Annotated in this window: 9 protein-coding genes; 8 read left to right on the forward strand and 1 reads right to left on the reverse strand. The window is 72.5% G+C overall.

Annotation, left to right across the window (positions count from 1 at the left end):
- A partial coding sequence (locus ACOV8S_RS28725) for an Rv3654c family TadE-like protein (RefSeq protein WP_448321418.1) occupies nucleotides 1-342 on the forward strand: 342 nt, incomplete at its 5' end.
- A 76-nt stretch (nucleotides 343-418) separates the two neighbouring features.
- Here the strand turns inward: ACOV8S_RS28725 and ACOV8S_RS28730 are convergent.
- Entirely contained in the window at nucleotides 419-3,028 is a 2,610-nt protein-coding gene (locus ACOV8S_RS28730) for a DEAD/DEAH box helicase (RefSeq protein ID WP_448321419.1), read from the reverse strand.
- 79 nt (nucleotides 3,029-3,107) lie between these two features.
- On the opposite strand from ACOV8S_RS28730, the gene bldG reads away from it, so the two are divergent.
- The 7 genes from bldG to tmk all read left to right on the forward strand — a co-directional run.
- On the forward strand, nucleotides 3,108-3,449 hold the full coding sequence (gene bldG / locus ACOV8S_RS28735) for an anti-sigma factor antagonist BldG (protein WP_003975386.1): 342 nt from the start codon (nucleotides 3,108-3,110) through the stop codon (nucleotides 3,447-3,449).
- 107 nt (nucleotides 3,450-3,556) lie between these two features.
- A complete protein-coding gene (locus ACOV8S_RS28740; RefSeq protein WP_448321420.1) occupies nucleotides 3,557-3,982 on the forward strand; it encodes an ATP-binding protein in 426 nt (141 codons plus the stop codon).
- A 174-nt stretch (nucleotides 3,983-4,156) separates the two neighbouring features.
- The gene (locus ACOV8S_RS28745; RefSeq protein WP_448321421.1) at nucleotides 4,157-6,526 is read left to right on the forward strand and encodes a sodium-translocating pyrophosphatase; all 2,370 of its coding nucleotides are present in this window, start codon (nucleotides 4,157-4,159) and stop codon (nucleotides 6,524-6,526) included.
- A 238-nt stretch (nucleotides 6,527-6,764) separates the two neighbouring features.
- Complete coding sequence (locus ACOV8S_RS28750; RefSeq protein ID WP_448321422.1) at nucleotides 6,765-7,334, forward strand: small secreted protein; 570 nt, start codon at nucleotides 6,765-6,767, stop codon at nucleotides 7,332-7,334.
- 204 nt (nucleotides 7,335-7,538) lie between these two features.
- Nucleotides 7,539-9,101 carry a DUF7059 domain-containing protein gene (locus ACOV8S_RS28755; RefSeq protein WP_448321423.1) on the forward strand — a complete coding sequence of 521 codons (1,563 nt, stop codon included), beginning with the start codon at nucleotides 7,539-7,541 and terminating at the stop codon, nucleotides 9,099-9,101.
- Nucleotides 9,102-9,417: 316 nt separating this feature from the next.
- Complete coding sequence (gene topA / locus ACOV8S_RS28760; protein WP_448321424.1) at nucleotides 9,418-12,291, forward strand: type I DNA topoisomerase; 2,874 nt, start codon at nucleotides 9,418-9,420, stop codon at nucleotides 12,289-12,291.
- A 190-nt stretch (nucleotides 12,292-12,481) separates the two neighbouring features.
- Nucleotides 12,482-14,619, forward strand: a 2,138-nt coding sequence (gene tmk / locus ACOV8S_RS28765; protein WP_448321425.1) for a dTMP kinase, incomplete at its 3' end; no start/stop codon positions are given.

Raw genomic sequence — 14,619 nt, forward strand, 5'->3', positions numbered from 1 at the left:
GTGGTGCGGCACCGCGCCTCGGCGGCGGCCGATCTGGCGGCGCTGGCGGCGGCGCGGCACTGGCCCGACGGCACGGCGGCCGCCTGCGCGCGGGCCGACCGGGTGGTCCGGGCCCAGCGGGCTCAGCTGGTCAGGTGCGAGATCGCGGGAGAGGTGGCCGACGTCGTCGCGGAGGCCGGCCACGGTCCCTTCACGGCGGAGTCCCGGGCCAGAGCCGGACCACCTGCTCCGGACCCGCCGCCCACCGGCGACGCGCCCGGTGCGCCCGGCTCCCCGACCCCGCCCGTGGGGGATGTGCGTGGCCCGCCGTCGGCTTCGTCGCCGCTTCCGGTGCCGTCGTAGGGGCTGTCGGCGGCTGCGAGGGGAGCGATGCCGCGGCCGGTCCCCGGCTGGCCGGGGGCGCGCCCGGGGCGCTGTGTCAGGCCTCCGGCCCGGTGTGCGGGTCGGGCCCCGCGCCGTCCTCCCCGGCTGTGGTCGTGGTCGACCGGCCGCCCGCGCCGTCCTCCCCGGCCCAGGCCGCCGACCGGCCGCCCGCGTCGCCGCCCGCACCGCCGCCCGCGCCGTCGCCCGTGTCGCTCTCGGCCGGCGCTCCGCGGAGCAGTTCCCCCAGCAGTCGCACGGCGCCCCGCTTGTGCAGCGGTTCGTTGCCGTTGCCGCACTTGGGGGACTGGATGCACGACGGGCACCCCGCCTCGCATTCGCAGGACCCGATCGCCTCGCGGGTCGCCCGCAGCCACTCCCGCGCGGTGTGGAAGGCGCGCTCGGCGAACCCGGCGCCGCCGGGATGGCCGTCGTAGACGAACACGGTGGGCAGCAGCGTGTCGGGATGCAGCGGGACGGAGACGCCGCCGATGTCCCAGCGGTCGCAGGTGGCGAACAGCGGCAGCATGCCGATCGAGGCGTGCTCGGCGGCGTGCAGGGACCCGCCGAGGATCTCGGGGGTGATGCGCGCCGCGTCCAGCTGGTCCTCCGTGACGGTCCACCAGACGGCGCGGGTCCGCAGCGTGCGGGGCGGCAGGTCCAGCTTGGTCTCGCCCAGCACCTCCCCGGTGATCAAGCGGCGCCGCAGGTAGGAGACCACCTGGTTGGTGACCTCCACCGATCCGAAGCACAGGCGGCCGTCACCCCAGGGGACCTCGGTGTCGGTGGAGAGGACGGAGATGGCCGTGGTGTCCCGGGCGACCGTCGTGTACGGCGGGTCGGCCCTCTCGACCAGGGCCACGGACGTCTCCAGGTCGAGCTCGCGGACCAGGTAGGTGAGCCCCCGGTGGAGGTGGACCGCGCCCTCGTGGACCGCGGTATGAGCGGCTCCCGCGTCGACGGTGCCCAGCAGACGGCCGGTGTCCGCCTCCACCACCTGGACCGGCCGTCCGCCCGCGCCCCGGATGTCCGCGAGGTCCGCCGCCCGTTCCCGCCGCGTCCAGTGCCATGCCCGGGCGCGACGGCGCAGCAGTTGCGCGGCCTCCAGTTGAGGCATCAGGTCGCCGGTCGCCGGACCGAAGAGGGCGAGGTCCTCGTCGGTCAGCGGGAGCTCGGCCGCCGCGGCGCACAGGTGCGGGGCGAGCACGTACGGGTTGTCCGGGTCGAGGACGGTGGACTCCACCGGACGGTCGAACAGCGCCTCCGGATGGTGCACCAGGAAGGTGTCCAGCGGATCGTCACGGGCCACCAGGACGGCCAGTGCGCCCTGGCCGGTCCGGCCCGCCCGGCCGGCCTGCTGCCAGAGGGAGGCCCGGGTGCCGGGATAACCGCAGATGACCACGGCGTCGAGGCCGGAGACGTCCACGCCGAGTTCCAGCGCGGTGGTCGCGGCGAGCCCGAGAAGCTCTCCGGAGTGGAGCGCGCGCTCCAGCGCGCGCCGTTCCTCGGGCAGATAGCCCCCTCGATAGGCCGCGACACGCCCGGCCAGAGAACGATCTTTTTCGGCCAGTCGCTCCTGCGTGATCACGGAGATCAGCTCAGCGCCGCGCCTCGACCGGACGAAGGCCACGGTGCGCACACCCTGCAGGGTGAGGGAGGTGAGCAGGTCGGCCGTCTCGGCGGTCGCGGTGCGGCGGACGGGCGCGCCCTTCTCGCCCTGCAGGTCGGTCAGCGGCGGCTCCCACAGCGCGAACACCAGTTCACCGCGGGGCGAGGCGTCGTCGGCGATCTCGATCACCGGCAGGCCGGTGAGCCGCCGGGCCGCCTCGGCCGGCTCCGCCGCGGTGGCGCTGGCCAGCAGGAACACCGGGGAGGACCCGTACCGGGCGCAGAGCCTGCGCAGCCGGCGCAGCACCTGGGCCACGTGCGAACCGAAGACCCCGCGGTACGTGTGGCATTCGTCGATCACCACGTACCGCAACGCCCGCAGGAAGGAGGACCAGCGGGGATGGGAGGGGAGGATGCCGCGGTGCAGCATGTCCGGATTGGTCAGCACGTAGTTGGCGTACTGCCGGACCCACTCGCGTTCCTCGACCGGTGTGTCGCCGTCGTACACGGCCGGCCGGACCTTCGTCCCCAGCGGACCGGCGAGTTCCTTCACGGCACGGTGCTGGTCGGCGGCGAGGGCCTTCGTGGGAGCCAGGTAGAGGGCGGTGGAGCCACGTCCGTTGGGCGCCTCCGCGCCGTCCAGGAGGGCGGAGAGGACGGGCACCAGATAGGCCAGGGACTTGCCCGACGCGGTTCCGGTGGCGACCACGACCGACTCGCCGTCCAGGGCGTGCTCGGCCACTCGTGCCTGGTGGGCCCAGGGGTGCTCGATGCCGTGCTCCCGGACCGCCGCCAGAACTTCTTCACGGATCTCGTGCGGCCAGACGGCATGCCGACCCTCCCGAGGGGGCAGGTGCTCCGTATGAGTGATGCGCGCAGCACGATCCTGGCCCCCGGCGAGCCGGTCCAGAATCGTGCCCGGCGAGGGGCGGGAAGCAGTGTCCGTCCGGGTTCGACCGGATCGGTGATTCTCAGCCATCGGCACCGAGTGTGTCACCGGCTGGAAGGACAATGGACCCAAGGCGTCGTGCGCGCCTGCCGGTAAGTGATTGAATGCCATCGCGGCTGGCGAACAGTCCCGGGGATTCCGCCAGGTGTCCCGAGGGGCGACCGCTCGATAGCAAGGTGCTGGAGGATCCGTGGACCTGTCCCTGTCGACCCGTACCGTCGGCGATCGCACGGTCGTCGAGGTCGGTGGCGAAATCGACGTATATACCGCGCCCAAGCTGCGCGAGCAGCTGGTCGAGCTGGTGAACGACGGGAGCTTTCACCTCGTCGTCGACATGGAGGGCGTGGACTTCCTCGACTCCACCGGGCTCGGCGTGCTGGTCGGCGGCCTGAAGCGGGTGCGCGCCCATGAGGGCTCGCTCCGTCTGGTGTGCAACCAGGAGCGCATTCTGAAGATTTTCCGGATCACCGGCCTGACCAAGGTCTTCCCGATCCACACGTCGGTCGAGGAAGCGGTAGCGGCCACCGACTGACAAGCGCCGCCCCGGGCCTCGGCCCGGGGCGGACGTCATCGGGAGGGTGAGCCGTCACCTCGGTATGCCCTCCGGACAGCAGGACCGTAGTTCCGAGGGGGATGTGCATGGCCACCGTTGAACTCCTCATCAGCCCGCTTCCGGCGCACGTCCGGACGGCCAGGCTGGTGGCGGCCGCGGTGGCGCGCCGGGCCGGGGTGGACGAGACGGTCCTCGACGAGGTGCGCCTCGCCGTCGGCGAGGCGTGTTCCCGTGCGGTCGGCCTTCACCGGGGCAGCGGTCTCGGCTCGCCGGTGCGCATCGCGCTGACCGACGAGGAGAAACTCTTCTCCATCGAGGTGGCCGACGACGCGCCCCGATCGACGTCCGCCGACGCGGTGCCCGGGGATTCCCCCGCCGCGCTCGACACGGCGGAGACCGAGGAGGACCAGATGGGCCTCGCGGTGATCTCCGGCCTGGTGGACGACCTCGAGGTCAGTGCGGGGGCCGAGGGTGGCCTGATCCGCATGACCTGGCCCACCGCCCGCGCCTGACACCGGCGCCCCCTTCACGCGCGCGTTTCCCCTCACTTCCGCCGGTCAGCCCTGACCTTGCGCCCGATTCCTCCCTGATGTGCGCCTTCGTCCCTTTCGTGTGACGCTGCTCTGAAGAGCGTGGCGGCCCTCCGGCCTCCGCTTCGCGCTCGGTCCAGGCGTCGAGGAGGACGAATGGCGGGGCTTTCCCCCGTATCCGGCCAGGCGCACCTCGCCGTGGTGCTCACCGACGGGAACCGGATCGTGGTGGCGGTGATCGCGGTGGTGGCGCTGGCCGCGCTCGCGGTGGCCGGCGTGCTGGTCCGCCAGGTGCTCGCGGCCGGCGAGGGCACCGAGAACATGCGGCAGATCGCCGCGGCCGTGCAGGAGGGTGCCAGGGCGTACCTGGCCCGCCAGCTGCGCACCCTCGCCGTCTTCGCCGTCGTGGTCTTCCTCCTGCTGCTCCTGCTGCCCGCCGACGACTGGGGCCAGCGCATCGGCCGGTCCGTCTTCTTCCTGATCGGTGCGGCCTTCTCGGCCGCCACCGGCTACACCGGCATGTGGCTGGCCGTCCGCACCAATGTCCGGGTCGCGGCAGCCGCGCGGGACGCCGCCGACGAGGCGTCCACGCCGGGCGCCACGCGGACGGCGATGCGCATCGCGTTCCGGACCGGCGGCGTGGTCGGCATGTTCACCGTGGGCCTCGGTCTGCTCGGGGCCTCCTGTGTCGTGCTGGTGTACGCCGCGGACGCGCCGAAGGTCCTCGAAGGGTTCGGCCTGGGCGCCGCGCTGATCGCCATGTTCATGCGCGTCGGCGGCGGCATCTTCACCAAGGCCGCCGATGTCGGAGCCGACCTGGTCGGGAAGATCGAGCAAGGCATCCCGGAGGACGACCCGCGCAACGCCGCCACCATCGCCGACAACGTCGGGGACAACGTGGGGGACTGCGCGGGCATGGCGGCCGATCTCTTCGAGTCCTACGCGGTGACGCTGGTCGCCGCGCTGATCCTGGGCATGGTGGCGTTCGGCGACGCGGGGCTCGCGTTCCCGCTGATGGTTCCGGCGATCGGCGTGGTCACGGCCGTGATCGGCATCTTCGCGGTGGCCCCCCGCCGAGCCGACCGCAGCGGGATGAGCGCGATCAACCGGGGCTTCTTCGTCTCCGCGGCCGTGTCCCTGGCCTTGGTGGCCGTCGCCGCGTTCGTCTACCTGCCCTCCACCTATGCGGAGCTGGACGGGGTGACCGATCCGGCGGTCGTCGGCCGTTCGGGTGACCCGCGGGTGCTGGCGCTGGTCGCGGTGGCCATCGGCATCGTGCTGGCCGCACTGATTCAGCAGCTGACCGGCTATTTCACCGAGACCGGCCGCCGCCCGGTGAGGGACATCGGCCGGACCTCGCTCACCGGACCGGCCACCGTGATCCTGGCCGGGGTCGCCATGGGTCTGGAATCCGCCGTCTACACCGCCCTGCTGATCGCCCTCGGCGTGTACGGGGCCTTCCTGCTCGGCGGCGCCTCGGTGATGCTGGCGCTGTTCGCGGTGGCCCTCGCCGGCACCGGCCTGCTGACCACCGTCGGGGTGATCGTCGCCATGGACACCTTCGGGCCGGTCTCCGACAACGCGCAGGGCATCGCCGAGATGTCCGGTGACGTCGAGGGCCCGGGCGCCCAGGTGCTGACCGACCTCGACGCGGTGGGCAACACCACCAAGGCGATCACCAAGGGCATCGCCATCGCCACCGCGGTGCTCGCGGCGGCGGCGCTCTTCGGTTCCTACCGGGACGCCGTGCTCACCGGTGCGCGTGAGGTGGGCGAGAGGATCTCCGGCCCCGGCGCACCGCTGACGCTCATCACGGACATCACGCAGCCCAACAACCTGGTCGGGTTGATCATGGGCGCCGCGGTGGTCTTCCTCTTCGCCGGACTGGCCGTCAACGCGGTGTCGCGGTCGGCGGGTGCGGTCGTCCACGAGGTCCGCCGCCAGTTCCGGGAGCACCCCGGGATCATGGACCGCACCGAGAAGCCGGAGTACGGGCGGGTCGTCGACATCTGCACCCGGGACGCCCTGCGCGAGCTGACCACTCCCGGCCTGCTGGCCGTGACGGCGCCCATCGCCGTCGGCTTCACCCTCGGGGTCGGCGCGCTCGCCTCCTTCCTGGCCGGCGCCATCGGCGCCGGCACCTTGATGGCCGTGTTCCTCGCCAACTCCGGCGGAGCCTGGGACAACGCGAAGAAGCTGGTGGAGGACGGTCACTTCGGCGGCAAGGGAAGCGAGGCCCACGAGGCCACGGTCATCGGCGACACCGTGGGTGACCCGTTCAAGGACACGGCGGGACCCGCCATCAACCCGCTGCTGAAGGTGATGAACCTGGTGGCGCTGCTGATCGCGCCCGCGGTGATCCAGCTCGGCTACGGCCCGGGTGCCAGTCCCGGCCTGCGGGCGCTCATCGCGGTGCTCGCGCTGGTCGTCGTCGTGGCCGCCGTGTGGGTCTCCAGGCGCCGGGGGATCGCCATGGACGACTCCGACTCCGGCCCGGACGAGCTGCGGGCGCCGACCCGGCGCTGACGGCTCGTCGCCGGCGCGCCGGATGGAGGACGTGGGGCCTCTGATCCCCTGTGGCGCCACCTCGTCTCAACGAGAACTTGTGCCCTTCTTGTGTGCGAACTTGCACAACAGCGGCCGTGAATCTTCTCTCGCTGATGCAAAAGGATTCAAACAGCCATAAATCGGATGCTCGGACTCCGTGCGGCACTCCCTCGGCGTGTATGTTCCGGGGCCGAGAGCGACGGAAGGGACCGACCCGGTGAAGAAGAAGCTCGCGACCGCCCTGGCCGGCGGTGCGGCACTGATGCTGGCGCTGTCCGGTTGCGGCGACGACAACAGCGAAGAGCTCAACGCCTGGGCCAAGAAGGTCTGTGACGGTGTGCAGCCTCAGGCCAAGAAGATCCAGGCCGCCAACGCCTCGATCCAGGAGGACAGTTCCGACAAGGCGCCGCCCAAGGACGTCAAGGAGACCGACTCCAAGGCCTTCCAGGACATCTCCGACGCCTACCGGAAGATCGGCTCCGTGATCGACCGTGCCGGTCCGCCGGCGGTGGAGAACGGTGAGAAGAAGCAGAAGGACGCGGTGAAGGAGCTCAACTCCATCGCCGACTCCTACGCCGACCTGAAGAAGCAGGTCGACAAGCTCAAGACCGACGACCAGGCCGAGTTCGCCGACGGTCTCAAGGAGGTCGGCGCCGAGCTGCAGAAGCTCAGCGGCAGCGGCAGCGACGCCCTCAAGCGGCTGGAGGAGGGCGAGGTCGGCGCGGCCATGCGCGAGCAGCCCACCTGCGAGGCCGGCGGCGGTACCGGGTCGAAGTCGGACGCCTGACCCACGGCCGGGCCCGGGGCGGCCGGTGCTCCGGATCCTTGTGGATCCGTGAGCCCGACCCATCCCACGGCCTCACCCGGGAGGGTGACGCAATGTCGGGCGGACGCCGCCTCGTCCACAGGCCACGCGGGCGGCCTCCTCTCCGGCCCCTCCGTCGTCCACAGGCGGGCGTGCCGGTTGGGCCCGAGCGGTGACAATGGGACGGTGAGCAACGCCAGCCAGTCACCCCAGCCCTCGGACACGAGGCCCTCGGCCCTGTCCGCCCTGCCGGCCGCCGACCGCCCCGACACCACGGCGCGTCTGCGGGAAGCCCTCCTCGCGGCGGACTTCACCGCCGACGGGCTGCTCGAGCTGCTCGGCGCCCCGGCCTACGCGGCGCTGGCGCGGGCCGAGACCGTCCCCGCGCTGCGCGCCACGCGCGGCGACTCGGCGCTGCAGATACTGGTCCGCCTGTTCCTCCTCCAGCAGCCCGTCGCAGGCGGGCGGGCGGCAGAGGTGCTGCCGCTGGAGGACTGCCTGGACGCCGGATGGCTGCGGCCGGCCGGTGGCGACGAGGTCGCCGCCACCGTGGACGTACGGCCCTACGGCGGGCCGGGCGGCGAGGACTGGTTCATCGTGTCCGACCTCGGCTGTGCCGTGGGCGGGGCCGGTGGCATCGGCAGCAAGGAGGAGGGCGTCGTCCTCGGCGTGGGCGGCGCCTCCACGACCCTGGCCGGCCTCACCGTGCGCGCCCCGGTCGCCTCCGCCCTCGACCTCGGCACCGGCTCCGGGATCCAGGCGCTGCACGCGACCGGGCACGCCACCCGGGTGACGGCCACCGACCTCAACCCGCGCGCCCTGCACGTGACCGCGCTGACCCTCGCGCTCTCGGGGGCGCCGGCTGCCGAGCTGTACGAGGGCTCGCTCTTCGAGCCGCTGCCGGAGCAGGACAGGTACGACCTGATCGTCTCCAACCCGCCGTTCGTGATCTCCCCGGGAGCCCGCCTCACCTACCGGGACGGCGGAATGAGCGGCGACGACCTGTGCCGCACCCTGGTCCAGCAGTCCGGCGCCCGGCTGAACGAGGGCGGATTCGCGCAGTTCCTCGCCAACTGGGAGCACGTCGACGGGGAGGACTGGCAGAGCCGGCTGGCCTCCTGGGTGCCGTGGGGGTGCGACGCCTGGATCGTCCAGCGTGAGGTGCAGGACGTCACGCAGTACGCCGAGCTCTGGCTGCGCGACGCCGGGGACCACCAGGGCGACCCCGCCGAGTACCAGGCCCGGTACGACGCCTGGCTCGACGAGTTCGAGGCCCGTGACGTGCGGTCGGTCGGCTTCGGCTGGATCACCCTGCGCCGGAGCGCGGCGGCCGAGGCCGCCCCGTCCGTCACCGTCGAGGAGTGGCCGCACCCGATCGAGCAGCCGCTCGGCGAGACGGTGCGGGCCCACTTCGACCGGGTGGACTACCTGCGGAGCAACGACGACGCGGCTCTGCTGGAGGCGCACTTCCGGCTCGTCGGGGAGGTGCTGCAGGAGCAGGTCGGGCTGCCCGGGGCCGAGGACCCCGAGCACGTGGTGCTCCGCCAGAACCGCGGCATGCGCCGAGCCGCCCAGGTGGACACCGTGGGCGCCGGATTCGCCGGCGTCTGTGACGGATCGCTCAGTGCGGGCCGGATCCTGGACGCCATCGCCCAGCTCATGGGGGAGGATCCGGTGCTGCTGAGGGACCGCACGCCCGCGCAGATCCGGCTGCTGATCGAGCAGGGATTCCTCGAGCCGGCCTCCTGACCGGCGCGGCGTGACGCCGGTTACCGGGCGGCAGGGCGTTTGAGGCGCGCCCCTCGGGGGACGCCGGATCCGTACGCCGCCGCAGGCCAGGAGGACGGGCGGGCGCGTTCAGCCCGGCCGGTTACCGGCCGGCTCGGGAGTCCGGGCGGCAGGAATGACGGTAGTCGGGTTACCGTTCGAGTGGCCGTTGCGGGCTTTTCCCGTTTGACACGGGGGCGGCATGTACCGTCACACTCCGCAGCGTCACCAGACCCGAACCCGCGGTGCCGGAGCACCGCGGGGAAGACCCCGCGTCGACCGGAGAGAAGAGCAGAAGTTGTCCCCGACCAGCGAGACCGCACAGGGCGGCCGCCGACTCGTCATCGTCGAGTCGCCTGCCAAGGCGAAGACGATCAAGGGCTATCTGGGCCCTGGCTACATCGTCGAGGCGAGCGTCGGGCACATCCGCGACCTTCCCAACGGCGCCGCGGAGGTGCCCGAGAAGTACACCGGCGAGGTCCGGCGCCTCGGGGTGGACGTCGATCACGACTTCCAGCCCGTCTACGTCGTCAACGCCGACAAGAAGGCCCAGGTCAAGAAGCTCAAGGACCTCCTGCGGGAGTCCGACGAGCTCTTCCTCGCCACCGATGAGGACCGCGAGGGCGAGGCCATCGCCTGGCACCTGCAGGAAGTGCTCAAGCCCAAGGTCCCGGTCAAGCGGATGGTCTTCCACGAGATCACCAAGGACGCCATCCAGCAGGCCGTGCGCAACCCGCGCGAGCTGAACAAGAAGCTGGTCGACGCCCAGGAGACGCGCCGCATCCTGGACCGCCTCTACGGCTACGAGGTCTCCCCCGTGCTGTGGAAGAAGGTCATGCCGCGCCTGTCGGCCGGCCGCGTGCAGTCGGTGGCGACCCGCCTGGTCGTCGAGCGGGAGCGCGAGCGCATCGCCTTCCGCTCCGCCGAGTACTGGGACCTCACCGGCACCTTCGCCCAGGCCTCCGGCGCAGCTGGAGTCCCGGACTCGTCCGACCCCTCCTCGCTGGTCGCCCGCCTCGCCGCGGTCGACGGCGTGCGGGTCGCCCAGGGCCGCGACTTCGACTCCCGGGGCCAGGCCAGGACGGCGAACGTCCTCCACCTCGACGAGGCGAACGCCCGTGCCCTGGCGGCGGCGCTGGAGAACACGCGCTTCCAGGTCCGCTCGGTCGAGTCCAAGCCCTACCGCCGCTCGCCGTATGCCCCGTTCCGGACGACGACGCTGCAGCAGGAGGCCAGCCGCAAGCTCGGCTTCGGCGCCAAGGCGACCATGCAGATCGCCCAGAAGCTGTACGAGAATGGCTTCATCACCTACATGCGTACGGACTCCACCACGCTGTCGGAGACCGCGGTCGCCGCCGCGCGCGCCCAGGTCACCCAGCTGTACGGCGCCCAGTACCTGCCGGACAAGCCGCGCACCTACGCCGGCAAGGTGAAGAACGCGCAGGAGGCGCACGAGGCGATCCGTCCCTCCGGCGACCGCTTCCGCACCCCTGCCGAGACGGGTCTGACCGGTGACCAGTTCCGGCTCTACGAGCTGATCTGGAAGCGCACCGTCGCCTCCCAGATGAAGGACGCGACCGGCAACTCCGTCACCGTCCGGATCGGCGGCGCCGCCTCCGACGGCCGCGACGCTGAGTTCAGCGCCTCCGGCAAGACCATCACCTTCCACGGCTTCATGAAGGCCTACGTGGAGGGCGCCGACGACCCCAACGCCGAGCTCGACGACCGTGAGCGCAGGCTGCCGCAGGTCTCCGAGGGCGACCCGCTGAGCGCCGAGCAGATCACCGCCGACGGCCACTCGACCAAGCCGCCCGCCCGCTACACCGAGGCGTCGCTGGTCAAGGAGCTGGAGGAGCGCGAGATCGGCCGTCCGTCGACCTACGCGTCGATCATCGGCACCATCCTCGACCGCGGATACGTCTTCAAGAAGGGCACGGCCCTGGTGCCGTCCTTCCTGTCCTTCGCCGTGGTCAACCTGCTGGAGAAGCACTTCGGCCGCCTGGTCGACTACGACTTCACCGCCCGCATGGAGGACGACCTCGACCGCATCGCGCGCGGCGAGGCCGAGTCCGTGCCGTGGCTGCGCCGCTTCTACTTCGGCGAGACCGGCGGGACGGCCGGCGGCAGCGGGGCGGCGGACGCGGGCAACGGCGACGGCGACCACCTCGGCGGTCTCAAGGAGCTCGTCACCGACCTCGGCGCCATCGACGCCCGAGAGGTCTCCTCGTTCCCCGTCGGTGACGGCATCGTGCTGCGGGTGGGCCGCTACGGCCCCTACGTCGAGCGAGGTGAGAAGGACGCGGAGGGCCACCAGCGCGCGGACGTCCCCGAGGACCTCGCGCCGGACGAGCTCACCGTCGAGCTGGCCGAGGAACTGCTGGCCCAGCCCAGCGGGGACCGCGACCTGGGTCAGGACCCGGAGACCGGTCGCCCCATCGTCGCCAAGGCCGGCCGGTACGGCCCCTACGTCACCGAGGTGCTCCCCGAGGACACCCCGAAGACCGGCAAGAACGCGGTCAAGCCGCGCACGGCGTCGCTCTTCAAGACGATGACCCTGGACACGGTCACCCTGGACGACGCGCTCAAGCTGATGTCGCTGCCCCGTGTGGTCGGCGCCGATGCCGAGGGCGTGGAGATCACCGCGCAGAACGGCCGCTACGGCCCGTACCTGAAGAAGGGGACGGACTCGCGGAGCCTCCAGTCGGAGGACCAGCTCTTCACCATCACGCTGGAGGAGGCGCTGGCGATCTACGCCCAGCCCAAGCAGCGTGGACGGGCCGCGGCCAAGCCCCCGCTGAAGGAGCTGGGCGACGACCCGGTCAGCGGCAAGCCGGCCGTGATCAAGGACGGTCGTTTCGGTCCCTACGTCACCGACGGCGAGACCAACGCGACCCTCCGTTCCGGCGACAGCGTCGAGACGATCACGCCGGAGCGCGGGTTCGAGCTGCTCGCCGAGAAGCGGGCCAAGGCCCCCGCCAAGAAGACGGCGAAGAAGACCGCCAAGAAGACCACGGCGAAGAAGGCGGCCACCAAGACGGCCACCAAGACCGCCGCGAAGAAGACGGCGGCCAAGAAGACCACCACCTCCGCGGCCAGGAAGACGGCGGCGAAGAAGACCACGGCGTCCACCGCCTCGAAGAAGACGGCGGCAGAGCCGCCCCTCGAGGACTGACCCGCCCGGGACCGGGAATCGAGGGAACTGGGCGGACGGCGCAGAGCCGTCGACGCCCGGAACCCACGATCGAACCCCCGGACCCGACCGACCATGCCGGCCCGGGGCCCGGTTTCCGCACGTGCGCGCGACGCCGCACGCGTTCGGAGGCCGGGCCCGTGGCGTCGGCGCGTCCCGATAGGCTGAACGCATGACGCGAGCCGAGCAGACAACGGCCCACTCCCCGGACCCCGACGACGCCCTGGTCGCAGATTCACGCGAACGGGCCGTGCGGTCCCTGCTGGGCAGGCCGCAGCTGAAGCGACTGTGGAGCGCCCACCTCGTCTCCGGAACCGGTGACCTCCTGGCCCTGCTGGTCCTGGTGCTGCTGGCACTCCAGGCGGCGGTCTCCGAGAGCACCTTCGGCGGCGGATCCCGCGGTGTCGCCCTCACGGTCGCCTGCGTGCTGGGCGCACGCGTGCTGTCGACCCTGCTCTTCGGCGCCGTGCTGCTGGGACCGCTCACCTCCCTGACCGCGGCCGAAGGGCCGCTGGACCGGCGCTGGACCATGGTCGGCGCCGACGGCTTCCGCCTGGTGCTGCTGATCCTGGCCCCGCTGTGGATCGACTGGACGCCCGGCGGCGCGGTCGCCGCGCTGCTGGTGACGGTCTTCCTGACCGGCGTCGCCGAGCGGCTGTGGACGATCTGCCGCGCCTCCGCCGCTCCCGCGCTGCTGCCGCCCCCGCCCCCCGAGGGCGCCAGCATCCGGCCGCTGCCGGACCACCAGGACGCCCTGCGCCGTCTCTCGCTGCGCACCACCGTCGGCGCCCTGCCGCTGGCCGCCGCGGTGCTGGTCTTCGCCACGCTGATCAGCAACCTGCTCGGCGCGGGCCTCGACTGGTTCGCCCAGCACCAGGCCGCGCTCGCCTCGTTCGTCGCGGCCGGACTGTTCGCCGCGTCGGTCTCGGTCCTGGTCCAGCTGGAGCTGCCCGCCACCCGCACCCCGCGGGCCCGCTCCCCGCTGGAGGGCCTGCGCCGTCCGCGGAGCGGCTCCGGCCCCGACAAGGGCCGCACCGGCGCCATCCCGCTGCTGGTCGTCGCCTGCGCCTCGGTGGCCGCTGCGATCGCCGCCTCGGTCGCCGTCGCCGTGCTGCACGCCATAGACCTGGGGGGCGGCCCGGTCGCCTACGGCCTGCTGGTGCTCGCCCTCACCGGCGGCACGGTGGCCGGTGTGCGCCTCGCCCCCAAGGTGCTGCCCGCGCTCTCCCGTCGCCGGCTGCTCGCCCTCGCCCTGACCTTCACCGGCATCGCGCTGCTGGCCACCGGCCTCGTCCCCGACATGGCGACCATGCTGCTGACCGCCGCCCTCGCGGGCATCGGCGCGGGCATCGCCGCCAACACCGGGCACACCCTGCTCGACCAGGAGACCGAGGAGTACCGCCGCCCGCGGCTCACCGACCATCTGCACGCCGTGGTCCGCGCCACGATCGGCCTGGCCGCCGTCGCCGCCCCGCTGCTGGCCGCGGCGATCGGCCCGCACCGGATGGAGAGCGGCAAGTTCGTCTTCGCACACGGCTGCGCCTCGTTCGTCCTCATGCTGGTCGGCGCGCTGCTGCTGCCGGTCGCCGCGCTGGTGCTGGCCAAGACCGACGACCGGTCCGGCATTCCGCTCCGCCAGGACCTCCGTGACGCCGTCCGCGGTGACGAGCCCACCGCCGCGCCGGCGGTGAACGGTTTCTTCATCGCCCTGGAGGGCGGCGACGGAGCCGGCAAGTCCACCCAGGCCGAGGCTCTCGCCGAGTGGATCCGCGCCAAGGGTCACGAGGTGGTGCTCACCCGCGAGCCGGGCGCCACCCCGGTCGGCAAGCGGCTGCGCTCGATCCTGCTCGACGTCTCCAGCGCCGGGCTCTCGCACCGCGCCGAGGCGCTGCTGTACGCCGCCGACCGCGCCGAGCACGTCGACACCGTGGTGCGGCCCGCCCTGGAGCGCGGCGCCGTGGTGATCTCCGACCGCTACATCGACTCGTCCGTCGCCTACCAGGGCGCCGGCCGCGACCTGTCGCCCGCCGAGGTCGCCCGCATCTCCCGCTGGGCGACCAACGGGCTGGTCCCGCACCTGACGGTGCTGCTCGACGTCTCCCCCGAGACCGCCCGCGAGCGATTCACCGAGGCCCCCGACCGCCTGGAGTCGGAGCCCGCCGAGTTCCACGCCCGGGTGCGGTCGGGCTTCCTCACGCTGGCCGCGAGCGACCCGGGACGCTACCTCGTGGTCGACGCCGGGCAGGAGCCGGAGGCGGTCACCACGGTCGTCCGGCACCGGCTCGACCAGATGCTGCCGCTCTCCGAGGC

The sequence above is a fragment of the Streptomyces sp. CO7 genome (genome assembly GCF_053474865.1).

Bases quoted from the DNA above. Each gene is read 5' to 3' on its own strand.
- ACOV8S_RS28730 (WP_448321419.1), bottom strand. From the start codon at position 3,028: ATGGCATTCAATCACTTACCGGCAGGCGCGCACGACGCCTTGGGTCCA.
- ACOV8S_RS28740 (WP_448321420.1), top strand. From the start codon at position 3,557: ATGGCCACCGTTGAACTCCTCATCAGCCCGCTTCCGGCGCACGTCCGG.
- ACOV8S_RS28745 (WP_448321421.1), top strand. From the start codon at position 4,157: ATGGCGGGGCTTTCCCCCGTATCCGGCCAGGCGCACCTCGCCGTGGTG.